The sequence below is a fragment of the Kitasatospora sp. NPDC004614 genome (assembly GCF_042873675.1).
GTDB lineage: Bacteria > Actinomycetota > Actinomycetes > Streptomycetales > Streptomycetaceae > Kitasatospora.
Window position 1 is genome coordinate 339,895 of sequence record NZ_JBIALR010000002.1, and the last position, 24,302, is coordinate 364,196.

Genomic DNA, 24,302 nt, shown 5'->3' on the forward strand with positions numbered 1-24,302 from the left:
CGACGCCGCGCCGGCCCTAACGCAGCTGACGGGCCCGCTCCGCCAGGAAACGGCGCTCCGGCAGGCTCGGTGCCAGCGCGGACGCCCGGCGGAACACCTCCGCCGCGGCCTCCGCCTCGCCGGTGCGGGCCAGCAGTTCGGCCCGCACCGCCAGAAAACGGTGGTGCCGACCCAACACTCGCTCCAGCGCTTCGAGTTCCTTCAGCGCGAGCTCCGCGCCGTGCACCTCCGCCAGCGCCACCAGGCGGCCCAGTTCCGGCATCGGGCCGGGCGCCACCCGCACCAGCAGGTCGTACAGCGCCAGGATCTGCGGCCAGTCGGTGGCCGCCACGTCCGGCGCCTCGTCGTGCAGCGCCGCGATCGCCGCCTGCAACTGGTACGGGCCCACCCGGCCGTGCGGCAGCGCCCGTTCCACCAGCGCCACGCCCTCGGCGATCGCCGCCGCGTCCCAGCGCGTCCGGTCCTGCTCCGCCAGCGGCACCAGCTCCCCGCCCGGGCCGGTCCGCGACGGGCGCCGGGCGTCGGTGAGCAGCATCAGCGCCAGCAGGCCCATCACCTCGGCGTCCGCGGGCAGCGACCGGTGCAGCAGCCTGGTCAGCCGGATCGCCTCGTCGGACAGCCGGGGGGTGGTCAGGTCCTCGCCGGAGGTGGCGGTGTAGCCCTCGTTGAACACCAGGTACAGCACCTGCAGCACCTCGCGCAGCCGCTCCACCGTCTCGCCCGGCTCCGGCAGCACGAACCGCAGCCCGGACGAACGGATGGTCTGCTTCGCCCGGCTGATCCGCTGCGCCATGGTCGCCTCCGGCACCAGGAACGCCGCCGCGATCTGCGCCGTGCTCAGGCCGCCGACGGCGCGCAGCGTCAGCGCGATCCGGCTCGGCGCGGTCAGCGCCGGGTGGCAGCACAGGAACAGCAGCGCCAGCGAGTCGTCCCGGTCCGCAGCGGGGTCGGCGTCGGCCGCCCGGCCCAGCAGCTCGGACTGCGGCGTGGCCAGGAACAGCCGCTCCTCGCGTTCGCGCCGGGCCCGGTCCGCGCGCACCAGATCGACCAGCCGGCGCGCCGCCACCGTCACCAGCCAGCCGCGCGGGTTCTCCGGCCGGCCCTGCCGCGGCCACTGTGTCGCGGCCGCCAGCAGCGCCTCCTGCACCGCGTCCTCGCAGCTGTCGAACGCGCCGGGGTGGCGGCGCAGCAGCACCGCCAGGACCTGTGGCGCGAGTTCGCGCAGCAGGTCCTGGCAGGCGGGTGCCCGGTCGGTCATGACGCGGTTCAGTCCGTCATCGGCGTCTCGTGCAGGATCGGCCACAGCTCGACCGGCTCCTGGTCCGCCCACGGCATGTCGGCGGCGATCTCCAGCGCCCGCTGCTCGTTCTCGCAGTCCAGCAGGTAGAAGCTCGCCATGTACTCCTTGGTCTCCAGGTACGGCCCGTCGCTCACCGCGGGCAGCCCGTCCTGGCGGCGCACCAGCCGGCTGGCGGCCGCGTCGCCGAGGCCGTACGCGCCGATCAGTTCGCCGGTCTCGCGGTAGCGCTGGTTGAACGCGTCCTGCTGGGCGATCGCCGCCGGCCACTCCTCGGCCGAGATGGACGCCCACTTCTCCTGGTTGCCGTAGGTCATCAGCAGGTACTTCACGGGGACCACGTCCTCTGTGTCGGTGGGTGCTTGTGTCCACTGGTCGGAGCGGAGCGGTGCTTCTCTACACGGAGTGGCGCTTCTCTGCACGGAGCGGTGCTTCTCTACACGGAGTGGCGCTTCTCTGCGCGGGGCGACGTTATTCGGCGGAGGCGGTCGGCGGTGTCCAGACGTACGGCGTGGTGGTGGTGACGGCGTGCATGCCGAGGCGGCGCAGGATCGGGGTGCTGTCGGGGGAGGCGTCGACCTGGAGGTAGCGGATGCCGTGGTCGAGGGCCCAGCGGGCGCGGTGGGCTACCAGCGAGCGGTAGATGCCGCGGCCGCGCCAGGCGGCCAGCGTGGAGCCGCCCCAGAGGCCGCCGAACTCGGTGCCGGGGGTGCGGGTCAGCCAGGCGGCGGAGACCACCTCGGGGGTGGGGGTGTCGGTCTCGGCGACCACCACCAGGAAGCCCTCGGGGTCGGCGGCGGCGTTCTCGGTGAGGTCGCCGACCAGCCAGCTCCAGTCCTGGCCCCAGACCTCGCCCTGCAGCGCGGCGATCCGCCGCATGTCGGTGCGGGCGGTGACCCGGCGCAGCGTGATGCCGTCGGGCGCGGGGGTGGGGGTGGCGAGTTCGGCGGCCAGTCCGATCAGGACGGTCTCCGGCTCCTCGGCGACGAAGCCGGCCGCGGTCAGCCGTTCCGGGAGGTCGGCGGGCAGGTCGTGGCCGCGGGTCTTCCATTCGACGCTCTCGCCGCGGGCGGTGAAGAAGTCGCGCTGCCGGGCGATCAGCGCGTCGAGCTCGGCGCCGTCCAGGCCGAGGTCGGCGGACGGGGAGGTCACGAAGCCGCGGAAGCCGCCGCTCTTGCGCAGCAGCGGGCCGTCGGAGTCCCGGGTCTCGCCGTCGCGGGCGGGGCCGAGGCCGCGCATGTGCTCGTCGTAGGCCGCGAGCAGGGCCGTGGTCGGGTCAGTCACCAGGTGAGGGTAAACGATCTTGGCAGGCGCTCACCGGCAATTCACGGGAACACCACTGGCGTTGACGCCGGGGTGAAGGTCTAGCGTCGGAGCCATGCGGATCGGCGAGCTGGCACAGCGGGCGGGGACCACCACCAGGACGCTGCGGTACTACGAGTCGCGGGGGCTGCTGCCCGCGCGGCGCGGCGGGAACGGGTACCGGGCGTACGACGAGGAGGACCTGCGGCTGCTGCGGCAGATCCGGGTGCTGCAGGACTTCGGGTTCGAGCTGGAGGAGACCCGGCCGTTCGTGGAGTGCCTGCGGGCCGGGCATCCGGCCGGTGACTCCTGCCCGGCCTCGCTGGAGGTGTACCGGGCGAAACTGGCCGAACTGGACGCCATGGTGGCCCGGTTGAGCGAGGTCCGGGACCAGGTGGCGGCCCAGCTGACCCAGGCCGAGGCGGCGCGCGACGCGCTGGCCGCGGCGGACCGGGAGCCGCGCTGCGAGCTGGTCCGTGACCACGAGTGAACGACGAGGGGAGAATCCGATGAGTGGCGTGCAGACCGTGACCGACCAGGACTTCGCGAGCGAGGTGCTGGCGGCGAAGGGCCCGGTGCTGGTGGAGTTCACCGCCGACTGGTGCCCGCCGTGCCGCCAGCTGGCGCCGGTGCTGGCCGAGGTGGCCGAGGAGCAGGCGGGCAAGCTGAAGATCGTCGCGCTGGACGTGGACCGCAACCCGGAGACCCAGGCCGCGTACGGCGTCCTGTCGATGCCCACCCTGATGGTCTTCCAGGGCGGCGAGCCGGTCCGCTCCCTGGTCGGCGCCCGGGCCAAGGCCCGCCTGCTGCGCGAGCTGGACGACCTGCTGTAGGACGCCGGTCGGCGCGGTCGGGCGGGTGCCCCTACGGTGGGTCGCAACACCGCACGACGAAGGAGTCACCGCCATGCCCGACCGCGACGCCGCGCTGGACACCATTCAGCGCGAGCTCACCGCGTTCGCCCGCCGGGCCCGCCACAAGGCAGCCCAGCTGCATCCCGAGCTGTCGCTGGTCACGTACAGCATGCTCGACCTGGTCAAGGAGCGCGGCTCGTGCCGGGCGGCGGACCTGGCGGCGCACTTCATGCTCGACAAGTCCACCGTCAGCCGGCAGGTCGGCGCGCTGGAGCGGCTCGGGCTGCTGGGCCGCCAGGCCGACCCGGACGACCAGCGCGGGCAGCTGCTGCACCTGACCGACGCCGGGGAGCAGCTGCTGGCGGAGGCGTACGAGCAGCGGCGGCGGGCCTTCACCGACCGTTTCACCTCCTGGGACGACGAGGACCTGGACCGGTTCGCCGGCTACCTGGTCCGCTACGGCGCGTCCGAATAGCCCTGCTGCGCAACCGGCTTGACCCTCACGCGACGTGAGGCCGGAGGCTGGTGCGCAGCGGGAAGGAAGGAGGCAACGCGATGAGCGGATACACGGTGGGACAGCTCGCCCACCTCGCCGGAGTGACGGTGCGCACCCTGCACCACTACGACGAGATCGGGCTGCTGTCGCCCAGCGACCGCACCCCGGCCGGCTACCGGCGGTACAACGACGCCGAGCTGGACCGGCTGCAGCAGGTGCTGTTCTATCGCGAACTCGGCTTCCCGCTGGAGGAGATCGCGGCGATCCTGGACGACCGCTCGGTCAGCCCGACCGAGCACCTGCGCCGGCAGCGCGAGCTGATCGGCGACCGGATCAGGAAGTTGGAGGACCTCGCCGCGGCAGTCGAACGAGCGATGGAGGCAAGGACGTTGGGCATTCAGCTGACCCCGGAGGAGAAGTTCGAGGTGTTCGGCAAGGGCTACCAGGAGAACTGGGAGGACGAGGCCGAGCAGCGCTGGGGCGACACCGACGCCTGGAAGCAGTCCCAGCAGAAGACCTCGAAGTACACCAAGGCCGACTGGGAGCGGATCAAGGAGGAGACCGACGCCATCAACGACGCCCTGGTGGCGGCGTTCACGGCCGGCGCGGCCCCCGACAGCCCGGAGGCGATGGACGCCGCCGAACGGCACCGCGACCACATCGGCCTGAACTTCTACGAGTGCGCCCCGCAGATGCACCGCTGCCTCGGCGACATGTACGTCGCCGACCCGCGGTTCACCGCCACCTACGAGCAGCTCGCCCCGGGCCTCGCCGGGTGGCTGCGGGACGCGATCCACGCCAACGCGGACCGGCAGGAACGGTCCTGACGGCGCGTCGGCCGGGCCGGCGTCACGCGGCCCGGCCGAAGGTGCGCCGGTAGGCGGTGGGCGAGGTGCGCATGGTGCGGCCGAAGTGGTGGCGGAAGGTCGCCGCCGACTCGAAGCCCACCGCCGCGGCGATCTCCTCGACGCTGCCTTCCGGCGATTCCAGCAGCGGCAGGCTGGCCGCGATCCGCTGGATCGCCACCCACCGCATCGGGCTGACCCCGTTGCGGGCGGTGAAGTGCCGCAGGTACGAGCGGTCGGACATGCCGGCCGCCCGGGCCAGCAGCGGTACGGTCAGCGGCCGGGCGAGCTGGTCCAGCGCCCAGCGCATCGACCGGGCCACCCCGTCCTCGGGCTCGTCCACCGGCCGCACCGCGGCTTCGACGTACTGGGCCTGCCCGCCGTCCCGGTGCGGCGCGGCGACGAAGCGGCGGGCGACGGTGTTGGCGACCTTGGCGCCGTGGTCCTGCCGGACCAGGTGCAGGCACAGGTCGATGCCGGCGGCGCTGCCCGCACTGGTCAGCACCTGGCCGTTGTCCACGTACAGCACGTCCGGGTCGACCCGGACGTCCGGGTGGCGGCGGCGCAGTTCGTCGGCCCACCGCCAGTGGGTGGTGGCGGGCAGGCCGTCGAGCAGTCCGGCGGCGGCCAGCGCGAAGGCGCCGGAGCAGATCGACACCACCCGGGCGCCGCGGGCGTGCGCGGTGCGCAGCGCGGTGACCACGGCGGGCGGCACCTGGCCGTACGGGTCGGGCACCCCGACCACCACGGCGGTGTCGGCGGCGGCGAGTTCCTCCAGGCCGTGCCGGGGGGTCAGGGTGAAGCCGCCGACCGCTTCCAGCGGGTGTCCGGGCCGTTCCGCGCACACCCGGACGTCGTACCAGGGGGCGGCCAGCAGCCCGGCGAGTTCGGGGCGGGCGAGGGCGAACACCTCGACCACCACCCCGAGTTCGAACGGGGCCATGCCCGCGAAGGCGTACACGGCGACGGTGTGCACGGGCGCCGGGCGCTTTCCGATGGTGACGGGCACGGGCTCGGCCATGTGGTGCTCCAGGTGCGGCCGTTGGCGGGACGCGGCGAGTGTAGCGGCCCGTGCCGCCGCCGTGCCGCGCGCCGGGCCGGGGCGGACCGGGTGCGTCCGGGCGGTGCCGCAGGCTGACCGGACGGTGGCGGAAAACCTTTGGAACTGAGCGGCGGCCGCCCGGGAGGATGGGGTCGACAGCACGCGCGGGCAGCGGCAGCGCCCTTCGCGGACCTCACCACACCCCTACTCCGGAGAGCAGCCATGTTCACGCCCGGCCGTGCCCGTTTCGAGAAGATTGTCGTGATCGCCGCCGTCCGCTCCGGGTGGGGCCGACGGCACTGAGCGCACCGAAGCCCCCGCCGGCGGATCGGACGGGGGCTTCGGTGCGATGCATGATCAGCTGGTCAACGGGATCAGCCGTTCAGCGAGGCCATCCAGGCCTCCACCTCGTCGGCCTGCCGGGGCAGGCCCACCGACAGGTTCTCGTTGCCGTCGGCGGTGACCAGGATGTCGTCCTCGATCCGGACACCGATGCCGCGGTACTCCTCGGGGACGGTCAGGTCGTCGGTCTGGAAGTACAGGCCGGGCTCGACGGTCAGCACCATGCCGGGCTCCAGCACCGCGTCCACGTAGCTCTCGCGGCGGGCGTGCGCGCAGTCGTGGACGTCCAGGCCGAGCATGTGGCCGGTGCCGTGCAGGGTCCAGCGGCGCTGCAGGCCGAGCTCCAGCACCTTCTCCACGTCGTACACCGAGGCGTCGATCAGGCCCCACTCCAGCAGGCGCTCGGCGAGCACCCGCTGCGCGGCGTCGTGGAAGTCGCGGAAGGTTCCGCCGGGGCGGACGGCGGCAATGCCGGCCTCCTGGGCGTCGTACACCGCGTCGTAGATCTTGCGCTGCAGCGGGTTGAACCGGCCGTCGATCGGCAGCGTGCGGGTGACGTCGGCGGTGTACAGCGTGCTGGTCTCCACGCCGGCGTCGAGCAGCAGCAGCTCGCCGGGGCGGACGTCACCGTCGTTGCGCACCCAGTGCAGGGTGGTGGCGTGCGGGCCGGCCGCGGCGATGGTGCCGTAGCCGACGTCGTTGCCCTCGACCCGGGCGCGGCGCCAGAAGGTGCCCTCGATCCAGCGCTCGGAGGTGGCGACGGCCTGGCCGAGCTCGCGCACCACGTCGGTGAAGCCGTTGACGGTCGAGGTGCAGGCGGCCCGCAGCTCGCCGATCTCCCACTCGTCCTTGACCAGGCGCAGCTCGGACAGGAACACCGTCAGCTCGTCGTCCTTCTCGGCGTCGAGCTGCTCGGCGAGGGCGGTCTCCAGGGCGGCGTCGTAGCCGCGCACCATGCGGGTCGGGACGGTGGCCGCGGCCAGCTCCTCGGCGGCCTTGCGGACGTCCCGCACGGGCAGGCCGTACAGCTGCTCGGCCTCGGCGTGCGAGTTGCGGCGGCCGACCCACAGTTCGCCCTGGCCGCTGAGCCAGAACTCGCCGTTCTCCCGGTCGGAGCGCGGCAGCAGGTACAGCGTGAACTCGTGGCCGCCCTCGACGGGCTCGCCGACCAGGACCGCGTCCTCGGTCTGGTTGCCGGTCAGGTGCACGTACTCGCTGGCGGCGCGGAACGCGTACTCGGTGTCGTTGGCGCGGGTGCGCAGGTTGCCGGCCGGAACGACCAGCCGCTCGCCCGGGAAGACGGCGGACAGCTTGGCGCGGCGCTCGGCCGCGTACGAGGCCTGGGCGACCGGCTGCAGGCCGTGCAGTTCGGTGTCGGCCCAGCCGGAACGCATGGACGCGGCGAGTTCGTCGGAGACGCCGTCGTACAGGCCGTTCTTGCGGCTCTTGATCGGCTCGTCCTTCTCGCCGTCGGCGGTCCCTTCGGGGTTCTCGGACTCCGCCGGGCTGCGGTCCTCGGTCACTACGTCGCCTCCTTGCGCGTGGTACCGCCCCGCACTCCCCGGGTCGCGGGGCGCGAGGGCGGACGTCGCCCCCATGGTACGTAGGGCCGTTCGAGTGAAGAAAGGCTGTTCGGGAGGCGGCTCGTGCTACTCGAAGCGGGCCGCCAGCAGCACCAGGTCGTCCTCGCCCGGGTCCTCGCCGCCGGCCTCGGCCAGCAGGTGGTCGCAGAGCCGCTCCGGGTCCAGCCGGATGTCGCGGGGGGCGTCCGCGGCGGCCCGGCGCAGCGCGCTCTGCCCGGCGTGCAGGTTGGACCCGAACCGGCGGGCCAGGCCCTCGGTGTACAGCACCAGCACGTCGCCGCGTTCCGCGGTGAGCTCCACCCCGGGTGCCTCCCAGCAGCTGAGCATGCCGAGCGGTGCGGACAGCGAGGTCTCGACGAAGTTCGCCCCGTACCGGGTGAGCAGCACCGGCGGGCAGTTCGCCGCCCCGGCCAGCGCGATCCGGCGCTCGGCGGGGTCGACGTTGGCGTACACGGCGGTCGCCGAACGGGTCGGCTCGGTGGTCTTCAGCAGCAGCTCGAGGTCGCCGAGCACCGACACCGGGTCCTCGCCCTCCAGCACCGCGTAGGCGCGCAGCGCGGCCCGCACCCGGCCCATCGCGGCGGCGGCGCCGACGCCCGCGCCCGGTCCGGCGCTGGGGCCGCCACCGAGCACGCTGCCGACGGTCAGCGCCAGGGTGTCGTCCGGCAGCGGGACCGCGTCGTACCAGTCGCTGCCCGCGGCGTGCTCCAGCGCGGCGGGCACGCAGCGGGCGGCGATCCGCAGGCCGGGCCGGGCGGCCAGGTGGTCGGGGAGCAGCGAGCGGCGCAGCGCGGCGGCGGCGCGCACCGCCCGGTCGGCCTCCAGCTGGCGGGCCAGCAGCGGGGAGGCGAACTCGCAGTAGCGGCGCACCAGGTGCTCGCGGCGTTCGTCGGGGCGGCCCGGTTCGTCGTAGAACCAGACGGCGGCGCCGAGCGCGCCCTCGCGTGCGGTGGCCAGCGGCAGCGCGTAGCAGGCGCCGAGGCCGAGTCGGGCGGCGATCTCGCGGAACCGGGGGCCGACCGTCGGGTCGGTGGCCAGGTCGGAGATCAGCAGCCGGCCGGTGGCGCCGGGGAGGCTGAGCAGGTCGGCGAACGGGCCGTGCTCGGCGGGGATGGTCTCCAGCTGGCCGAGCGTCGCCGGATCCAGGCCGAGGCCGACCGGCCGGGCCAGCGTGCGGGCCGGCCCGGGCCGCAGGGTGACCACCAGGCCGCGGCGGGCGCCGAGCAGTGCCGCGCCGGAGTCCAGCAGCGCGTCGAGGGTGCCGGGCAGCCCGTCGGCCCGGGCCAGCAGCTCCAAGTGCTCCTGGAGGCTGGTGAAATCGGACAGCCATCCGGCCAAACGGTCCTGCAGATCCGCCGAGGGCACCTCGCCGAGTTCCGGCAGCAGCACCGGCTCGGACCTCAGGGCCTCGGCCGCCAGCGGCTGGACGTCGGTCATGTCGCAACTCCCCACAATCCGGAACGTGTCACGCAGGAGCCCCGAGACCGACCGAAAACGATGTCTTTACTCACTACTCGGCACGATTCCCCCACTTGTACACAGGCCGATCGGGGCATGTCCAGGACTGCGACGGGCCGAACGTGCCAGGGATCGTACGGCGAGGCCCCGCAGGTGCCACCCGGGGCGCCGGGCACTCACTCGTACGGTGGAACCGGCGTCGGCGGAGGCGCGTCCATCCGGACGTATGGGGGATTCTCGTTCCAGCGGAGCGGCGTGGGCATGAGCGCGCCCGCACCCGCCCGCACCCCCGGCCCAGGCCGACCGACGCGGAGAGGAACGAGCCGCCATGCGCCGACACAGCCAAGAGCCGCTGACCGAGCGGGTCGGCCAGTGGTGGCCGGGCCGCCGAGGCCGGACGCTGGCGCTGGCCGCCGCGCTGCAGGCCGCCGTCGGCTGCGGCTGGCCGGTGGTGCCGGGGGCGCGGGCGCTGCGCGGACCGGCCTGCTCGTGCCCGGACCGGCTCTGTCCGGCGCCCGGCGCGCACCCGTGCGACCCGCCGCTGGAGGCGGCCACCACCGATCCGCGGATGGTCCGGCACTGGTGGGAGCGGCGCGCGCCGGGCGCGCCGGTGCTGGCGGCCACCGGCCGGTCGCTGTGCGCGGTGAGCCTGCCCCGCGCGGCCGGGCCGTGGCTGCTGCGGCATCTGGACGAGACCGGCGTCCCGTTCGGCCCGGTGCTCGGCGCGCCGGGCCGGTTCGTGCTGCTGACCGCGCCGTACACGCTGCCGGAGCTGGGCGCGCTGCTGTCCGAACGGCCGTGGGTGCCGGGTACGTTGCGCTACCACGGGCCGGGCGGCTACCTGGTGCTGCCGCCTTCGCGGACGGGCGCGGGCCCGGTGCACTGGGTACGCCGCCCCGGCCACGGCCGGCCCTGGCTGCCCGAGGTCGGCACCCTGCTGGGCGGGTTGATCACCGCGAGCGCGGTCGCCCTGCCGTACTGCTGACCTTCCGTCAGGTCCGTTGCGGGGTAGGCCCGGAGACAAAAAAGGCCCGACCGCTGGCGACGGGGGATGCACCAGCGGTCGGACTGTTCAAACAGTAACAAAGATCCGGCTCCGCGCCAATTTGTCCACGCCGAAAGGACCTTGGGATTTTCGGCCGTCTGGCGGAAATGTGACGCCGGTCACTGCCCTGCTAGTTGAGGGTGATCTGACGGTTCACCAGGTTGGCGCGGGCACGGCGCTCCTCGGCGGTCAGCGGCGCGGGCGCGGCCAGCACCTCGGCCAGCTTCGCGGCGAACTCGACGGCGGGCTTCTCCACCTCGGCGGCGGTCATGTCCACCGGCAGGTCCCACACCGGCACGGTCAGGCCGTGCGCCCGGAACGAGCCGACCAGCTTGGTGTTCTCGCCCAGCGAGCTCTCGCCGGCCGCCGTCAGCCGGGCCAGCGCGTCCAGCAGCTGCTCCTCCGGCACGGTCATCACCCAGCGCAGGTGGTTCTTGTCCGGGGTGCCGCACCAGTACGCGGAGTCCACGCCGGCCAGCTTCTCGGTCGGGATCGCCGAGGCGTTCGCCCGCTCCAGCGACGCCGCCACCTCGCCGGTCGCCGACTCGGCGTCCTCCAGCCAGAATTCGAACCCGGTGAACACGGTGGGCACGAAATCGGCCGTGGTGTCGAGCAGTTCCTGCAGGCGGCGGCCGCCCGGGTTGGTCCGGCGGGCCGGTACCGGGGTGCCCGGCTCGGTCGCCAGCGCCAGCTCCAGCGCGTCCGCCAGGTCACGGCTCAGGTCGCCCGAGGACGACTGGGTCTGCAGGCCCAGCAGGATGGAGCCGTCCGCCCGGCGCAGCGCCGGCCAGGCCAGCGGCAGCACCGTCGCCAGCGTCACCGACGGGACGGTGCCGACGGCCTCCTCGGCCACCCCGGCGGCCAGCGTCAGCGGCACGGTGGCGGCCGGCACCAGCTCGCGCAGCGCCACCCAGTCCGCCTCGCCCGGCAGGCCCTCGAACGGCCGGTGCACCAACTCCTGCACCGCGTGCGCCGCCTCGCGGCCGTGGCAGGCCTTGTACCGGCGGCCCGAGCCGCACGGGCACGCCTCGCGCGCTCCGACGACCGGGATCTCGCCCTCGACGACGGTGGACTGGCTGGGCTGCTTCTTCGCGGCCTTCTTGGCCATGGTGCGGCTCTCCCGGGGACGTCGGACTTTGCACCGCGCAGCCTACTTCGCCCGCGGCCCGGGATTCAGGCGCTGCGCCGCTCCCCGCCGCCCACCACCTGCTCGAACGCCGGCAGCTCCGCCCACACCGTCACCTGACCGGGGGCGTGCCGCACCCCCCAGTCCCGGGCCAGCTTGCCGACGATGCTCAGCCCCCGGCCGCCGTGTGCCGACACCGACGGGCTGGCCGGCACCGGCCGGGTGGTCGCCCCACCGTCCGTCACCTCGAGGGTCAGCAGACCGTCCCCGCGCATCCGCCAACTCCACAGCACCGTACCGATCTCCGCGTCGTCATCGCCGTGCGGATGCCACTCGGACGATCTGTCCGCCTCGTCGGGATCATCGGCCGGCAGCGGTCTGGCATGACGACAGGAATTGCTGAGCAGTTCGGAGAGGATCAACACCGCGTCGTCAATCACCCCGTCCGGTATCGAGCGATCACCGAGATCGTTGCGCAGCCTCCGCCGCGCGGTCGAAACACTGGCCGGACCGTGCGGAACGGCCATGGCCGATGAGGTCGACCCGGCCTGAACTGGCAAAGCTCGCGCCACCATCAACGCCACCCCCGGACCTCCTTCAGCTTCTGCCGAGGGATGGATGCCCGCCGTTAATGCATCGGAAACGGGAGTTCGACGATCCGATCGCGGCATTAACGAGATCCGCACGACGGGCGGCCAAAAGGTGAGGAGCGTCTCACCTCCGGCCTCACCGGGGGGCTTGTCCGAATGGCCAACAGGAAATACCCCGTTCGGTATTTCTGTCACGCCTATGGGGCGCGGGTGCCACCTGCCGGTCGCGCGGTCAGCGGCCCAACTGGGCCAGTACGTCGGCCGGTCGATTGGTGATCAGCGCCTCCACACCCAGTTCCAGGCAGAGTTCGACGTCCTCGGGGCGGTCCACCGTCCACACGTGCACCCGGTGGCCGGCCCGGCGCAGCGCCCGGATCAGGTCCGGGTCGCGGCGTACCAGCGAGATGCCCGGGCCGGCGATCGACGCGCCGCCCGGCAGCGCCTTGGTGCGGCCCAGCAGCGGCACCGGGCGCTCCCACAGGTACACCCGGGGCACCGCCGGGGCGTTCCGGCGGACCCGGTGCAGGGCGAGCTCCGAGAAGCTCATCACCCGCACCGTGGACTCCTCCGGCGCGGCCGGCAGCAGCCCGAACCGGCCGAGCATCCGCAGCAGTTCGGACTCCACCCGGCCCGCGTACCGCACCGGGTGCTTGGTCTCGATGGCCAGCTCCACCCGCCGCCCGGTGTCCGCGACCAGCTCCAGCAGCCGCTCCAGGGTCAGCACGGAGCTGCGCTGCGGCTGCTCCGGGTGCTTCCACGAGCCGAAGTCCAGCGCGGACAGCTGGGCCAGCGTCATGGTCGACACCACGCCCTGCCCGTCCGAGGTGCGGCGGACGTTGCGGTCGTGCACGCACACCAACTGCCCGTCGGCGGTGACCCGGACGTCGCACTCCAGCCCGTCCGCGCCCTCCTCCAGCGCCCGCTTGTATGCCTCCTCGGTGTGCTCCGGAAGGGCCGCGGAGGACCCTCGGTGGGCGATCACCTTGACCGCGGAGCGGTCGATCGGAGCGGGGAGCGGGGCCGAGGCGCTGTGCTGGGTGTTCACGTCAACCAGCCTACGCGGCACCGGATGACGGGTGGCTTCCGATCCGGCAACACCGCGGTGAACAGCCCTTGATGCGGCGTCAGCCCTTGCGGCGCTCCACGGCCGCCACCGCGCCGGTCGCCAGCGCCGCCACCAGGAACGAGAACAGCGAGGCCGAGCTCCACGCCTGCGGGGTGAAGTGCACGGCCTCCTGCGCCTGCGTCCACAGGTCCGTCCACCAGCCGGCCACCGCGGTCGGCGCCAGGAACTGGTACACCGCGAAGCCCAGCGCCCACGGCGCCAGCATCACCCAGCGCGCCGGGGCGTCCTGGGTCAGGTTCCAGCCGCGCCGGCCGGCCCCGAGGAAATAGTCCACCGCCAGCACCGCGAACAGCGGCACGAACACCGACCCGATCAGGCCGAGGAACGCGTAGTACGAGTCGGTGAACTCCTTGATGCGCAGCGCCAGTACCGTCACCAGCACGCCGATGCCGCCGGTCAGCACCCGCCGGTCCACCTTCGGCCACAGGTTGTGGATCGACATCGCCGTCGAGTACACGTTCGCGAACGACTGGTCCGACTCGCGCAGCACCAGCACCAGCAGGAACGCCCAGCCCGCGGCCACGCCGGTGAACGAGCCGAGGATCTTCTCCGGGTCGCCGCCGGACTGCAGCAGCGCCACCACGCCCAGCACGTAGCACCACACCTGGGCCACCGTGTAGCCGGAGAACGTCCCCCAGAACGCGCTCGCCGAGGTGCGCGCGTGCCGGGTGTAGTCGGCGGCCAGCGGGACGAACGAGATCGACACCGCGATCACCGCGTCCGTCGCCGACAGGAAGCCGTCCCAGTTGCCCGCACCCGGGTCCGGGAAGCCCAGCCGGGCGAACTGCACCGTGAAGTACACCATCGCCACACCGACCGCGACGGCCACGTACTTGCGCAGCACCGCGATCGCGCCCAGCGGCCAGATCGTCAGCACCGTCGTCAGCACGCCCGCCAGCAGCACGAACAGCCAGCGCCAGCCCTCGGTGCCGGCCACCGTCTGGGCGCCCCAGGCGATCACCGTCAGCTCGTACACGCCCCAGCCGACGCACTGCAGGATGTTCAGCACCGTCGGCACGTACGACAGCCGGGTGCCGAACAGGCCGCGCAGCACCGCCATGGCCGGCGCGCCCGTGCGGGCGCCCACCAGCGCCGCCACCGCGAGCATCGCGGTGCCGATCGCGGTACCCGCCACGATCGCCGTCACGGCCGCGGTGAAGCCCAGCTCGTGGCCCTGCTTGCCCAGCACCGTCGCGGCGCTGGTGAACCCGATCAGGCTCACCCCGAGGTTCGCCCACAGCGCGAACAGCGCCCGGAAATCCAGCGTCCGCGGCGGCGCCGTGTCGAGGGTCAGCGGGGCCTCGGCCCGCGCGGCCGTCTCAAGATCGGAAATTGGGGCAGACGGAACAGCCGTCATGGCCGATACTCCCTACGCCGGCATTACCCGGACAGGTTCCGGCGGTCAGCGCCCCCTCGACCGGGGTGGCGACACCGCCATGCCCTACGGTCGATCCGGCGCACTCTCAGCCTGGCTGGTCCAAGCTCCCGCGACGTTCTTCGGTTTACAGGAGCGACAGGCTAGCCTCCGGGTGGGAGAACGCCAAGGCCGGGGGGAACGGCGTCCGCATCGCGGGACCACTGATGTCCATGTCAGCGAGGCCTAAGGCTTCTCATGATTTCTTCAGGGGCCCGCTTACGGTGTCCGAATCCGGCATAGGAAAAACTGTGCCCCGAGGCTGTGGCCGCGCCGACCGAGCGACGGACCGCAGCCCAAGGTTCTGTCAGCGATGGAGGTCGTCCGTGAGCACCGAGCACGCGAGTGGTACCACCCCGCCGGAGAAGGCCCCCGAGGCCACCGGCACCGAGGCGGCCGCCGCCACCGCCGGAACGCCCGCGCCCGCTCCCTCCTACCTCGACGCCCCGCCGCCGGTGCTGCCGGCGGCCCCGGCGGCGCCCGCGCCCGCCGCGCCGGTGTCCGACCAGACCATGCAGCTCGGGAAGGTCCCCGCCGCGCCGGTGGCCCCGCCGGTGGCTCCGGCCTCGGCTCCGGCTCCGGCTCCGGTGGACGCGCCGCCGCCGTTCCAGAACCCGTACGGCAGCGTCAGCGAGCCGCCCAGCCCCTACACGCCGACCACCGTCACCCCGGCCGTGCCGCCGCACGCCCAGGAGGCGCCGGCCAACCCCTACGCGTCGGCCCCGGATGCCCAGCCCGTGGCGGCCAACCCGTTCGCGCCGACCGCGGTCGCCCACGACCCGCAGGGCACCCCGGGCGTCCCTGGCGTCCCCGGCGTCCCCGGCGAAGGGCAGCACCCGTTCGGCGCCGGTCACCCGGTGGGTGGCTGGGGCCACCCGGCCGGCGGTCCGGGCGGCGTCGGCGGGCCTGGCGAGCCGGGCGAGCCGGGTGCGCCGTGGGGCGGCCCGCAGCCCGCTCCGGGCGGCGGCTCCGGCAAGAGCAAGCGCGGCGGCCTGGTCGCGCTGGTCGCGGCGGTCGCCCTGGTGGCCGGCCTGGCCGGTGGCGCGATCGGCGCGAGCGTCTCCGGCGGGAACGGCGACAGCGGCACCAAGCACACCAGTACCACCGTCAGCGTCGGCAACGCCCACCAGACCCTGGACCGGGCCCCCGAGTCCGTCGCCGGGATCGCCGCCAAGGCGCTGCCGTCCACCGTCACCATCAAGGCCTCGAACTCCAGCGAGTCCGGCACCGGCACCGGGTTCGTCTTCGACACCGAGGGCCACATCCTGACCAACAATCACGTGGTCGCGCCCGCCGCCAAGGGCGGCAAGCTCTCCGTCAAGTTCTCCGACGGGTCCTCGTACACCGCGTCCGTGGTCGGCCGCGCCGAGGGCTACGACGTCGCGGTGATCCGCCTCGACAACCCGCCCAAGGACAAGCTCGTCCCGCTGCCGCTCGGCGACTCCGACAAGGTCGCCATCGGTGACTCCACCATCGCCATCGGCGCGCCCTACGGCCTCGAAGGCACCGTCACCACCGGCATCATCTCCGCCAAGGACCGCCCGGTCGCCTCCGGCGACGAGACCGGCGCCAACTCCTCGTACATGAACGCCCTGCAGACCGACGCGTCGATCAACCCCGGCAACTCCGGCGGCCCGCTGCTCGACGGCTCCGGCTCGGTCATCGGCATCAACTCGGCGATCCAGTCGAACACCAGCGGCTCCGGCCGGGCCGGCTCCATCGGCCTCGGCTTCGCCATCCCGATCAACCAGGCCAAGTGGGTCGCCCAGACCCTGATCAAGGACGGCACCCCCGTCTACGCGATCCTCGGCGTCCTGCGCAACGACGACTACCGCGGCGACGGCGCCCAGATCGCCACCGCCCCCGTCCGCGACACCCCCGCCGTCACCCCCGGCGGCCCCGCCGACCAGGCCGGCCTGAAGGCCGGCGACGTCATCACCAAGCTCGGCGGCATCTCCATCGACAGCGGCCCGACCCTGGTCAGCGAGATCTGGACGCACAAGCCCGGCGAGAAGGTCGAGGTCGAGTACACCCGCGACGGCAAGGCCGCCAAGACCACCGTCACCCTCGGCGAACGCAAGGGCGACAACTGACCCCTCCGCAACGGAGTGCACCGAACCCGCCCCGACCCGTTAGGCTGGCCTCCGCCGAGGAGGGTTGCCCGAGCGGCCTAAGGGAACAGTCTTGAAAACTGTCGTGGCCTCTGGTCACCGTGGGTTCAAATCCCACACCCTCCGCGCATGAGAACGGCCCCCGACCTGCAGTTTCCGGTCGGGGGCCGTTCGGCGTCCGCGGGGTGAGGGGCCGTCAGGGGAGGCGGCGGTGGGCCTGGGCGAGGGTGAGGGCGGCGAGGGTCATGCCGTCGTCGAGGTGGCCGGTGGTGATCCAGTGGCGGAGGTCGGGGAGGGGGAGCCAGCGGGTTTCGGTGACTTCGTCGGGCAGCAGCGGGGTGCCGGAGGGGGTGTCGCGGACGGTGGCGTGGACGATCGCGACGGTGCTGGCGAGCAGGCCGGAGTCGGGGGTCATGGTGCCGAGGAGTTCGAACTCGGCGTTGGGGACGCCGAGTTCCTCGTGCAGTTCGGCCCGCGCGGTGACCAGCGGGTCGGCGCTCTGTGAGAAGCCGCGGGGCAGGCCCCACTGGGGGCGGCCGAGCGGGTAGCGGTAGGTGCGGACCAGTCCGATCAGGTCGCCGTGGACGGGGATGATCACCACGCCGAGGCCCTCGTCGCGGTGACGGATCCTCAGGTAGTGCCCGGCGGTCCCGCTTGGGAAGGCGACCTCGTCGTCGTAGACGTCGACGAAGCTGTTGCGGTACGCGAGGACTTCGCGGGTGCGGCGGATGGCGTCCGGGTGCTCGGTGTCTGTCATGGCGTCAGCTCCTCACGTCGACGACTCGTCCCAGCGCGCACGCCAGCCGCCGGGTGGAGAGCCGGCGTGCCACATTCTCCTTGCCCTTGCGGTACAGGACGTTGCCGACGGCGCCGGCCGCCATCGCGGGGTAGCCGACCAGCCCGGGCAGTTTCCACACCTCGGTGGCCAGCGCGGGGCCGACCGTGCCCGCCGCGGTGAGGATCAGTTCGACGGCCATCCCGCCGATCGGGACGAGGCCGGTCCGGTCGCCGAGGATGGCGGCGACCCGGCTCAGGTGGGCGTCCAGCGCCTTGCGCGCGGAGAGCGGGTCCTCGGCCGCGCGCAGCCGCTCGATGCCTTGCCAGAACGGCGATTTGGCGGTGCGGCCGCGTTCGGCGCGGGCCTGCAGCAGGGCGGCGATCGCGTCGGCGGCGTCGGTGCGCAGCGCCGCCATCCGGGCCCGTACCCGTTCGTCGGTGAGGCCTGCCGCCGCGCCGACCTTCACCTCGAACAGTGGCCCGTCCGAGGTCTCGTCGGTCTCCGGGAGGGTTCGTCCGGCCCGGTGGCGGTACTGGGCGAGGGCGAGTTCCTGGGCGGTGGCGCGGGCGGCGAGCCGGTTGTCGTCGTGGCCCTGGCCGGTGCTGAGGGTGGTGTCGGCGACGCCGATGGAGTCCACCACGATCAGGTTGTAGAGGGTGTCGACGAACTCCACCAGCAGGCCGAGGGTCTCCGGCCCGCCGACGATCTCCTCGGGGGTCCGTCCGGCGGCGTCGCCGGGCCACGGCCGGGCCAGTCGCAGCCGGCTGCGGTGGTGGAACGTGTGCGGGCGGTCGGCGCCGAGCCGGCGGATCGCGGTGGCCACCGTGGCGTGCACCTCCCGGTACGGCTCGGGCAGGTCCGCCACCGCCCGGCCCATCGGCGAGGTCTCGTCGACGGCGGCGAGCACCAGCTCGCCGAGCGCGTACAGCCGGGCCGGCGGCCGGGCGGCGACCCGGGGGAGGTGCCGGAACTCGTCGCGGACCACCGCCAGCCCGTCGGCCCGCTCCGGGTCGAGCCATTCGGCGTTCAGCAGCCGGTCGAAGTCGGCGGCCTGTTCCCGCACGTCGCCGGGGTCGAGGCCGTATTCGGTGGGGTCGTTGAGTTCGGGCAGCAGGCTGCTCAGGAACGGACTGGCCGGATCGCCCGCCTGGGCGAGGATGCCGGCCACCGCCTCCTCGTACGAGCGCACCCCGAACAGATGGAGCCGGAACGGGTGTTCGCCTGCCGCGCCGCTGTCCCGGGCCCGCAGCACGGTGGCCGCGACCCGCTGGAACCCGAACGAGTCGAACGCGTACGACTGCGGGACGACCACCTCGCGGCCGAGCGCCAGCGTCATCAGCACCTCGGTGAAGATCTGCAGGTGCAGCTCGTCCTCGTGCCCCTCGGCCGTGCGCTCCGGCCCGGGCCAGGTCGTCCGGGTCGAGTCGAGCGACTCCAGGTACTGGTACCGCGTGCCGTCGTCGTACGCCATGTCGTGCCCCCCAGGACGAACCGTCGCACGGGGACGCTACTCGTGGCGTCCGGTACTGGCCAGCCCCGGGGCGACGGGCCGTCAGAACAGCGTGGGTTCGCCGTCCTGGGCGGGCAGGCCGGGCAGCGCGTCCTGCCACAGGGTGGCGTCGCTGAACGGGAGTTGGCGCATGCTGCCGTCGCACAGCACCAGCGAGCGGCGGTCGCGTTTGTGGTCGTGGACGATGCCGTAGCCGGTGCGGCGGGTGGGCATGAGGGCGACCGGACGGCCGCAGGCGGGGCACTGGACACGGGGTGCGCGCATGGGTACCAGGGTGCCCGAACCGACCGACAGCCCGACAGTGGCCGGTGACGATTGCGGGGGGCCGGGCGGGGGAGGAGAGTGCGGGCGGAACGAGTGGAGGTTGTCGTGAGTGAGCTGGTCGAGCGGCTGAGCAAGGGACTGCCGGACGGCGCCGTCGCGGTGGACCCGGACGTCACGGGCGCGTACGCCCGCGACATGGCGGGATTCTGCGAGGCGGGCGAGCCGGCCGTGCTGGTCTTCCCGGAGACGGTCGAGCAGGTGCAGCACGTGATGCGCACCGCCACCGAACTGCGGGTGCCGGTGGTGCCGCAGGGCGCGCGCACCGGCCTGTCCGGCGGCGCGAACGCCGTCGACGGCTGCATCCTGCTCTCGCTGACCCGGATGAACCGGATCCTGCACCTGGACCCGGTCGACCGGATCGCGATCGTGCAGCCCGGCGTGGTCAACGCCGAACTGTCCCGGGCCGCCGAGGCCCAGCAGCTGGCCTACCCGCCGGACCCGTCGAGCTGGGAGTCCTGCACCATCGGCGGCAACATCGGCACCGGCGCCGGCGGCCTGTGCTGCGTGAAGTACGGCGTGACCAGCGAGTACGTGCTCGGCCTGGACGTGGTGCTGGCCGACGGCCGACTGCTGCGGACCGGCCGGCGCACGGCCAAGGGCGTGGCGGGCTACGACCTGACCAGGCTGCTGGTCGGCTCCGAGGGCACCCTCGGCGTGGTGGTCGAGGCGGTGCTCGCGCTGCGTCCCGCGCCCGGCCCGCAGCTGGTGCTGGCGGCCGAGTTCGACTCGGTGGACGCCGCCGGGCGGGCGGTGTGCGATGTGATGGCCGCCGGGTTCACGCCCTCGCTGATGGAGCTGATGGACGCCACCACCGTCCGGGCGGTCAACGAGATGGCGCAGATGGGGCTGCCGGAGTCCACCAGGGCGCTGCTGCTGGTCGCCTTCGACGGCCCGGACCAGCGCGAGCTGCTGGCCGCGGTCGGCGCGCTGTGCACGGCCGCCGGGGCCACCGAGGTGGTGCCGGCCGAGGACCGGGCGGAGTCCGAACTGCTGCTCCAGGCCCGCCGGCTGGCGCTGCCCGCGCTGGAGCGGATGGGCACCACGATGATCGACGACGTGGCGGTGCCGCGCAGCGCGCTGGCCGCGATGCTGAACGGCGTCGCGGAGATCGCCGAGCGGCACGGGCTGACCATCGGCGTGGTCTCGCACGCGGGCGACGGCAACACCCACCCGGTGGTGATCTTCGACGCCAAGGATCCGGAGCAGGTGGAGCGGGCCCGGATCTCCTTCGACGAGATCATGGCGCTCGGCCTGGAGTTGGGCGGCACGGTGACGGGCGAGCACGGCATCGGGTTGCTGAAGCGCGAGTGGCTGGCCCGGGAGCTGGGGTCGGTCGGGCTGGAGCTGCAGCGGCAGATCAAGGCGGTCTTCGATCCGCTGGGTCTGCTCAACCCGGGAAAGATGATCTGAGAATCGTTCTGAATTCGGATCGGATTTCCATTGCCCCTGGCGTGCGGATAAAAATCGACATTTGACGGTCATCTCGGCTGTTACCGGGGCGCGGGCGCACCATTCGTGCGCCTGCGGGGTGGAACGACTCGCCGGAAAGCGGCGGCCTGCGCTCCGCCGTCCGGGCAGAAGCGCAGCTCAACAGCCATGCAACCAGCGGCCGGCCACCTCGTGCGGCGACCTCGGTATCACGCGAACGAGGGAAAAGGCCCAGTGGTGCTGGTGCTTTGTCGATTTGTTGCGGAATTCTGTTCCCAGGAAGTGCAGGGAAGTGCAGGACAGTGATTCACGGTCATCAGCTGTGACCATCGGAACCGGACATCGGCAGCACGGAGGAAATCCATGGCGCGCTACTGACCTCCCGGCGGGAGGTGCGGCCGGGCCGGCGGGGGCGCCGGACCGGCCCGAGCACGGACCGCCGGAGTACCCGGGAGTGGAAAGGGTCACCCGCCTCGGGGAGCAGGACGAGCAGAAACCCCTCGGGGGCGCGGCAGCCGCGAACGGCACCGCGCCCCCGAGGGGTGTTCGGAAGAGGAAGCCCTACCGCGGAGGCCCTACCGCCTGGCGGTGAGCGTGGCCCCGACGCTGGCGGCCACCACGCAGAAGATGCCGAACAACTGCGGCAGGCCCAGCACCTGGCCGAGCACCAGCAGCCCGACCAGCGCGCTGACCGCCGGGTCCAGGCTGACGATCACGCTGAACACCCGCTGGGACATCCGGCGCAGCGCGACCATCTCCAGCGCGTACGGCAGCACCGGGAAGAGCAGGGCGACACCCGCGATCGCGAGCAGCAGCAGGGCGGGGGAGTCGGAGCCGGACAGGCCGTGCATCGCCTCGGCGGCGCCGAACGGGGCGAGCACCACCATGCCGACGGTGAAGGAGACCGCCAGGCCCTCGAAGCCCTTGAACGCGGCGCCGACCTTGTCGGTGAACAGGATGTAGCCGGAGTAGCAGGCGGCCGCCCCGAAGGCGCAGGCCAGGCCGACCGGGTCCAGGCTGGAGCCGGACTCGCCGTGGCCGAACAGGGTGAGCAGCACCACGCCGCCGGCGGCGAGCATCGCCCACAGCACGTGTCCGGCGCGCCGGGCGAAGACCAGGGCGACGGCGAGCGGGCCGAGGAACTCGATGGTGGCGGCGGTGCCCATCGGCAGCCGGTCGACGGCCGCGGCGAACAGCAGGGTCATGCCGGCGGACGCCACGCCGAGCAGTCCGGCCAGCGCCAGGTCGCGCTTGCTGCGGCCGCGCAGCCGGGGGCGGGTGAAGGCGAGCAGCACGATGGCGGCGAAGGAGATCCGCAGGAAGGTCGCGCCGGCCACCCCCAGCACCCCGAACAGCGGCTTGGAGGCCGCCACACCGAGCTGGACCGCCACCATCGAGACCACGCACAGCACCGGTGCCGGGATACCGCCCAGCCGTCGTCGCATTCCGCTTGCCCGGGCTCGGCCGGAACTGGTGACCTTGGAAACGGAGGCGATGGCGCGGATGTCGGTGGTGCTTTCGACGGTGAGGGAGGTGCCTGGCATGAGATCGAGTGTGTCGTAAGGAGTGCCTTTGGTCAAAGACGGTTACCGCCAGAGGCAAGCCGGGGTGCACTGAGGGGCGAATCAAGGCCTGCGGGCCGTCGGCGGCGCGGGCCGCCCGGGCGAACTGACGACCGGTCAGCGACCCCGCCGCGCGACCATGGAACTGTGACGTGCCCCGCATTCCGAACACGCCGCGGACCCGGACGGACACGCGCGGAGACGGAAAGCCGCGCAGGTCGGCGGCGTCGGTCTCATCTCGGTTGCGGCTACTGACAGCGTGGGTGTGCCGGGGAAACAATCGGAGGCATCGCCTACTACCTGCGGGTAACAATCCGCCGGCCGGTCAAGGAGGACCCCTGGTGTACAGCACGATGCAGGACGTTCCACTCACTGTCGCCCGGATTCTGCAGCACGGGGCCACCATCCACGGCCGGTCGACCGTCACCACCTGGACCGAGAACGGCCCGGTCGTGCGGACCTTCGCCGAGGTCGGCGGCCGCGCCGCACAGCTCGCCCACGCCCTCCGGGACGAACTCGGGGTCACGGACGGCAGCGTGGTGGCCACGCTGATGTGGAACAACACCGAGCACCAGGAGGCGTACCTGGCGATCCCCTCCATGGGAGCGGTGCTGCACACCCTGAACCTGCGGCTGCCCGCCAACCAGCTGGAGTACATCGTCCGGCACGCCGCGGACCGGGTGGTGATCGTCAACGGCTCGGTGCTGCCGCTGCTCGCCGCCGTCCTGCCCAAGCTCGCCGACGTCGTCCGCCACCTGGTGGTCTCCGGCCCGTACGACCCGGCGCTGCTGGCGGGCTTCGAGGGGACGGTGCACGACTACGAGGCGCTGATCGAGGGCCGCCCGACCGACTACCCGTGGCAGACCGACATCGACGAGAAGCAGGCCGCCGTGCTCTGCTACACGTCCGGCACCACCGGCGACCCCAAGGGCGTGGTGTACAGCCACCGGTCGATCTATCTGCACTCGATGCAGATCATCGCCCCCGCCAGCTTCGGCCTGACCCCCCGCGACATCGTGCTGCCGGTGGTGCCGATGTTCCACGTCGGCGCCTGGGGCATCCCGCACGCGGCGTTCATGACGGGCTCCAGCCTGCTGATGCCGGACCGCTTCCTGCAGCCCAAGCCGCTGGCCGCGATGATCGACCGGGTGAAGCCGACCTTCGGCGCCGCCGTCCCGACCATCTGGAACGGCCTGCTGGACGAGCTGGACGCCGGCGACTACGACACCTCCACGCTGAAGTCCGTCGTCATCGGCGGCTCGGCCTGCCCGCCCGCGCTGATGAAGGCCTTCGAGGAGCGGCACGGCATCCGGGTCATCCACGCCTGGGGCATGACCGAGACCTCCCCGCTGGGCACCGTCGCCCACCCGCCGGCCGGCGTCACCGGCGAGGACGAGTGGACCTACCGGATCACCCAGGGCGTCTTCCCCGCCTCCGTGGAGGCCCGGCTGATCGGCCCCGGCGGCGAGGTGATGCCGCACGACGGCGTCGCCGAGGGCGAGCTGGAGGTGCGCGGCCCGTGGATCGCCGGGGCGTACTTCGGCGGCGCGAACGGCGAGCCCGAGCGTCCCGAGGACAAGTTCAGCCCCGACGGCTGGCTGCGCACCGGCGACGTCGGCACCATCACCGCCGACGGCTACCTGACCCTCACCGACCGGGCCAAGGACGTGATCAAGTCCGGCGGGGAGTGGATCAGTTCGCAGGCCCTGGAGAACCACCTGATGGCCCACCCCCAGGTGGCCGAGGCCGCCGTGGTGGCCGTCCCCGACGAGAAGTGGGGCGAACGCCCGCTCGCCACCGTCGTCCTGCGCCCCGGCGCCACCGTCGGCCTCCCCGAACTGCGCGCCTTCCTGGCCGAGCGGGTCGCCTCCTGGCAGCTGCCGGAACGCTGGTCGGTGATCGAGGCGGTGCCGAAGACCTCGGTGGGCAAGTTCGACAAGAAGGTGATCCGCGCCGACTACGCAGCCGACCGCCTGGACGTGACGGTGATCGGCAAGGGCTGACCACTCACGGTCCGCCCGGAACGCCCCGCCGCGGTTCTCGGTCCTGCGGCGGGGCCTTCGGGTACG

At 73.0% G+C, this 24,302-nt stretch carries 22 protein-coding genes, 1 tRNA gene and 1 riboswitch; of the genes, 9 read left to right on the forward strand and 14 right to left on the reverse strand.

Translation table 11 applies throughout. The annotated features are described in order from the left end of the window. Positions 1 to 16: 16 nt before the first annotated feature. The 3 genes from ACFYST_RS07005 to ACFYST_RS07015 form a co-directional block, all read right to left on the reverse strand. Entirely contained in the window at positions 17 to 1,258 is a 1,242-nt protein-coding gene (locus tag ACFYST_RS07005) for an RNA polymerase sigma factor (RefSeq protein ID WP_387860555.1), read from the reverse strand. Positions 1,259 to 1,266: 8 nt separating this feature from the next. Continuing rightward, the gene (locus ACFYST_RS07010) at positions 1,267 to 1,629 is read right to left on the reverse strand and encodes a YciI family protein (RefSeq protein WP_387639536.1); all 363 of its coding nucleotides are present in this window, start codon (positions 1,627 to 1,629) and stop codon (positions 1,267 to 1,269) included. Between the two features lie 139 nt (positions 1,630 to 1,768). Continuing rightward, the gene (locus ACFYST_RS07015) at positions 1,769 to 2,581 is read right to left on the reverse strand and encodes a GNAT family N-acetyltransferase (RefSeq protein WP_387860558.1); all 813 of its coding nucleotides are present in this window, start codon (positions 2,579 to 2,581) and stop codon (positions 1,769 to 1,771) included. A 94-nt stretch (positions 2,582 to 2,675) separates the two neighbouring features. On the opposite strand from ACFYST_RS07015, the gene ACFYST_RS07020 reads away from it, so the two are divergent. The 4 genes from ACFYST_RS07020 (at position 2,676) to ACFYST_RS07035 (ending at position 4,776) form a co-directional block, all read left to right on the forward strand. After that, positions 2,676 to 3,089 (forward strand): MerR family transcriptional regulator, encoded by a 414-nt coding sequence (locus tag ACFYST_RS07020; RefSeq protein ID WP_387860561.1) that lies wholly within the window; start codon positions 2,676 to 2,678, stop codon positions 3,087 to 3,089. A 19-nt stretch (positions 3,090 to 3,108) separates the two neighbouring features. Beyond that, entirely contained in the window at positions 3,109 to 3,432 is a 324-nt protein-coding gene (trxA, locus tag ACFYST_RS07025) for a thioredoxin (protein WP_387639527.1), read from the forward strand. Positions 3,433 to 3,505: 73 nt separating this feature from the next. Continuing rightward, positions 3,506 to 3,928 (forward strand): MarR family winged helix-turn-helix transcriptional regulator, encoded by a 423-nt coding sequence (locus tag ACFYST_RS07030; protein ID WP_387860563.1) that lies wholly within the window; start codon positions 3,506 to 3,508, stop codon positions 3,926 to 3,928. A gap of 80 nt (positions 3,929 to 4,008) precedes the next feature. Further along, positions 4,009 to 4,776, forward strand: coding sequence for a MerR family transcriptional regulator (locus tag ACFYST_RS07035; protein WP_387860564.1), 768 nt, complete (start codon positions 4,009 to 4,011; stop codon positions 4,774 to 4,776). Positions 4,777 to 4,798: 22 nt separating this feature from the next. Here ACFYST_RS07035 and ACFYST_RS07040 read toward each other — a convergent pair whose 3' ends face one another. The 3 genes from ACFYST_RS07040 to ACFYST_RS07050 all read right to left on the reverse strand — a co-directional run bounded on the left by ACFYST_RS07040 (position 4,799) and on the right by ACFYST_RS07050 (position 9,198). Next, positions 4,799 to 5,815: a helix-turn-helix domain-containing protein gene (locus tag ACFYST_RS07040; RefSeq protein ID WP_387860566.1), complete on the reverse strand. Its 1,017-nt coding sequence runs from the start codon at positions 5,813 to 5,815 to the stop codon at positions 4,799 to 4,801. 395 nt (positions 5,816 to 6,210) lie between these two features. After that, positions 6,211 to 7,701 carry an aminopeptidase P family protein gene (locus ACFYST_RS07045; protein WP_387860568.1) on the reverse strand — a complete coding sequence of 497 codons (1,491 nt, stop codon included), beginning with the start codon at positions 7,699 to 7,701 and terminating at the stop codon, positions 6,211 to 6,213. A gap of 126 nt (positions 7,702 to 7,827) precedes the next feature. After that, positions 7,828 to 9,198: a PP2C family protein-serine/threonine phosphatase gene (locus tag ACFYST_RS07050; protein ID WP_387860571.1), complete on the reverse strand. Its 1,371-nt coding sequence runs from the start codon at positions 9,196 to 9,198 to the stop codon at positions 7,828 to 7,830. A gap of 349 nt (positions 9,199 to 9,547) precedes the next feature. Between ACFYST_RS07050 and ACFYST_RS07055 the strand changes: the two genes are divergently transcribed. Then, on the forward strand, positions 9,548 to 10,204 hold the full coding sequence (locus ACFYST_RS07055; RefSeq protein ID WP_387860573.1) for a bifunctional DNA primase/polymerase: 657 nt from the start codon (positions 9,548 to 9,550) through the stop codon (positions 10,202 to 10,204). Between the two features lie 190 nt (positions 10,205 to 10,394). Here ACFYST_RS07055 and ACFYST_RS07060 read toward each other — a convergent pair whose 3' ends face one another. The 4 genes from ACFYST_RS07060 to ACFYST_RS07075 all read right to left on the reverse strand — a co-directional run bounded on the left by ACFYST_RS07060 (position 10,395) and on the right by ACFYST_RS07075 (position 14,463). Beyond that, positions 10,395 to 11,372 (reverse strand): DUF5926 family protein, encoded by a 978-nt coding sequence (locus tag ACFYST_RS07060; RefSeq protein ID WP_387639509.1) that lies wholly within the window; start codon positions 11,370 to 11,372, stop codon positions 10,395 to 10,397. A 65-nt stretch (positions 11,373 to 11,437) separates the two neighbouring features. Beyond that, on the reverse strand, positions 11,438 to 11,965 hold the full coding sequence (locus ACFYST_RS07065; protein WP_387861102.1) for an ATP-binding protein: 528 nt from the start codon (positions 11,963 to 11,965) through the stop codon (positions 11,438 to 11,440). A 247-nt stretch (positions 11,966 to 12,212) separates the two neighbouring features. Next, the gene (locus tag ACFYST_RS07070) at positions 12,213 to 13,025 is read right to left on the reverse strand and encodes a glycerophosphodiester phosphodiesterase (RefSeq protein ID WP_387639505.1); all 813 of its coding nucleotides are present in this window, start codon (positions 13,023 to 13,025) and stop codon (positions 12,213 to 12,215) included. Positions 13,026 to 13,104: 79 nt separating this feature from the next. Then, positions 13,105 to 14,463 (reverse strand): purine-cytosine permease family protein, encoded by a 1,359-nt coding sequence (locus ACFYST_RS07075; RefSeq protein ID WP_387639503.1) that lies wholly within the window; start codon positions 14,461 to 14,463, stop codon positions 13,105 to 13,107. Next, positions 14,454 to 14,605, reverse strand: a riboswitch (TPP riboswitch). (Overlaps the previous gene by 10 nt.) A 241-nt stretch (positions 14,606 to 14,846) precedes the next feature. Here ACFYST_RS07075 and ACFYST_RS07080 point away from each other — a divergent pair. After that, entirely contained in the window at positions 14,847 to 16,613 is a 1,767-nt protein-coding gene (locus ACFYST_RS07080; RefSeq protein ID WP_387860575.1) for a S1C family serine protease, read from the forward strand. Positions 16,614 to 16,671: 58 nt separating this feature from the next. Beyond that, a tRNA-Ser gene (locus ACFYST_RS07085) sits at positions 16,672 to 16,757 on the forward strand. A 70-nt stretch (positions 16,758 to 16,827) separates the two neighbouring features. Here ACFYST_RS07085 and ACFYST_RS07090 read toward each other — a convergent pair. The 3 genes from ACFYST_RS07090 to ACFYST_RS07100 form a co-directional block, all read right to left on the reverse strand. Further along, positions 16,828 to 17,388: an NUDIX hydrolase gene (locus ACFYST_RS07090; RefSeq protein WP_387639498.1), complete on the reverse strand. Its 561-nt coding sequence runs from the start codon at positions 17,386 to 17,388 to the stop codon at positions 16,828 to 16,830. A gap of 4 nt (positions 17,389 to 17,392) precedes the next feature. Beyond that, the gene (locus ACFYST_RS07095; RefSeq protein ID WP_387860578.1) at positions 17,393 to 18,880 is read right to left on the reverse strand and encodes a hypothetical protein; all 1,488 of its coding nucleotides are present in this window, start codon (positions 18,878 to 18,880) and stop codon (positions 17,393 to 17,395) included. An 81-nt stretch (positions 18,881 to 18,961) separates the two neighbouring features. Beyond that, entirely contained in the window at positions 18,962 to 19,183 is a 222-nt protein-coding gene (locus ACFYST_RS07100; protein ID WP_387639492.1) for a hypothetical protein, read from the reverse strand. A gap of 105 nt (positions 19,184 to 19,288) precedes the next feature. On the opposite strand from ACFYST_RS07100, the gene ACFYST_RS07105 reads away from it, so the two are divergent. Continuing rightward, complete coding sequence (locus tag ACFYST_RS07105) at positions 19,289 to 20,653, forward strand: FAD-binding oxidoreductase (RefSeq protein WP_387860581.1); 1,365 nt, start codon at positions 19,289 to 19,291, stop codon at positions 20,651 to 20,653. A gap of 593 nt (positions 20,654 to 21,246) precedes the next feature. Here the strand turns inward: ACFYST_RS07105 and ACFYST_RS07110 are convergent. Further along, positions 21,247 to 22,215 carry a DMT family transporter gene (locus ACFYST_RS07110; protein ID WP_387860584.1) on the reverse strand — a complete coding sequence of 323 codons (969 nt, stop codon included), beginning with the start codon at positions 22,213 to 22,215 and terminating at the stop codon, positions 21,247 to 21,249. Positions 22,216 to 22,574: 359 nt separating this feature from the next. Here ACFYST_RS07110 and ACFYST_RS07115 point away from each other — a divergent pair, with 359 nt between their 5' ends. Further along, entirely contained in the window at positions 22,575 to 24,236 is a 1,662-nt protein-coding gene (locus tag ACFYST_RS07115) for a long-chain fatty acid--CoA ligase (protein WP_387860586.1), read from the forward strand. Positions 24,237 to 24,302 lie beyond the last annotated feature (66 nt).

What these genes read in the sequence shown, in the direction of transcription:
- ACFYST_RS07030 (WP_387860563.1), top strand. Translation starts at nt 3,506, where the DNA reads ATGCCCGACCGCGACGCCGCGCTGGACACCATTCAGCGCGAGCTCACC.
- ACFYST_RS07035 (WP_387860564.1), top strand. Translation starts at nt 4,009, where the DNA reads ATGAGCGGATACACGGTGGGACAGCTCGCCCACCTCGCCGGAGTGACG.
- ACFYST_RS07055 (WP_387860573.1), top strand. Translation starts at nt 9,548, where the DNA reads ATGCGCCGACACAGCCAAGAGCCGCTGACCGAGCGGGTCGGCCAGTGG.
- ACFYST_RS07095 (WP_387860578.1), bottom strand. Translation starts at nt 18,880, where the DNA reads ATGGCGTACGACGACGGCACGCGGTACCAGTACCTGGAGTCGCTCGAC.
- ACFYST_RS07065 (WP_387861102.1), bottom strand. Translation starts at nt 11,965, where the DNA reads ATGGTGGCGCGAGCTTTGCCAGTTCAGGCCGGGTCGACCTCATCGGCC.
- ACFYST_RS07060 (WP_387639509.1), bottom strand. Translation starts at nt 11,372, where the DNA reads ATGGCCAAGAAGGCCGCGAAGAAGCAGCCCAGCCAGTCCACCGTCGTC.
- ACFYST_RS07050 (WP_387860571.1), bottom strand. Translation starts at nt 9,198, where the DNA reads ATGACCGACGTCCAGCCGCTGGCGGCCGAGGCCCTGAGGTCCGAGCCG.
- ACFYST_RS07020 (WP_387860561.1), top strand. Translation starts at nt 2,676, where the DNA reads ATGCGGATCGGCGAGCTGGCACAGCGGGCGGGGACCACCACCAGGACG.
- ACFYST_RS07100 (WP_387639492.1), bottom strand. Translation starts at nt 19,183, where the DNA reads ATGCGCGCACCCCGTGTCCAGTGCCCCGCCTGCGGCCGTCCGGTCGCC.
- ACFYST_RS07110 (WP_387860584.1), bottom strand. Translation starts at nt 22,215, where the DNA reads ATGCCAGGCACCTCCCTCACCGTCGAAAGCACCACCGACATCCGCGCC.
- ACFYST_RS07075 (WP_387639503.1), bottom strand. Translation starts at nt 14,463, where the DNA reads ATGACGGCTGTTCCGTCTGCCCCAATTTCCGATCTTGAGACGGCCGCG.
- ACFYST_RS07005 (WP_387860555.1), bottom strand. Translation starts at nt 1,258, where the DNA reads ATGACCGACCGGGCACCCGCCTGCCAGGACCTGCTGCGCGAACTCGCG.
- trxA (WP_387639527.1), top strand. Translation starts at nt 3,109, where the DNA reads ATGAGTGGCGTGCAGACCGTGACCGACCAGGACTTCGCGAGCGAGGTG.
- ACFYST_RS07040 (WP_387860566.1), bottom strand. Translation starts at nt 5,815, where the DNA reads ATGGCCGAGCCCGTGCCCGTCACCATCGGAAAGCGCCCGGCGCCCGTG.
- ACFYST_RS07090 (WP_387639498.1), bottom strand. Translation starts at nt 17,388, where the DNA reads ATGACAGACACCGAGCACCCGGACGCCATCCGCCGCACCCGCGAAGTC.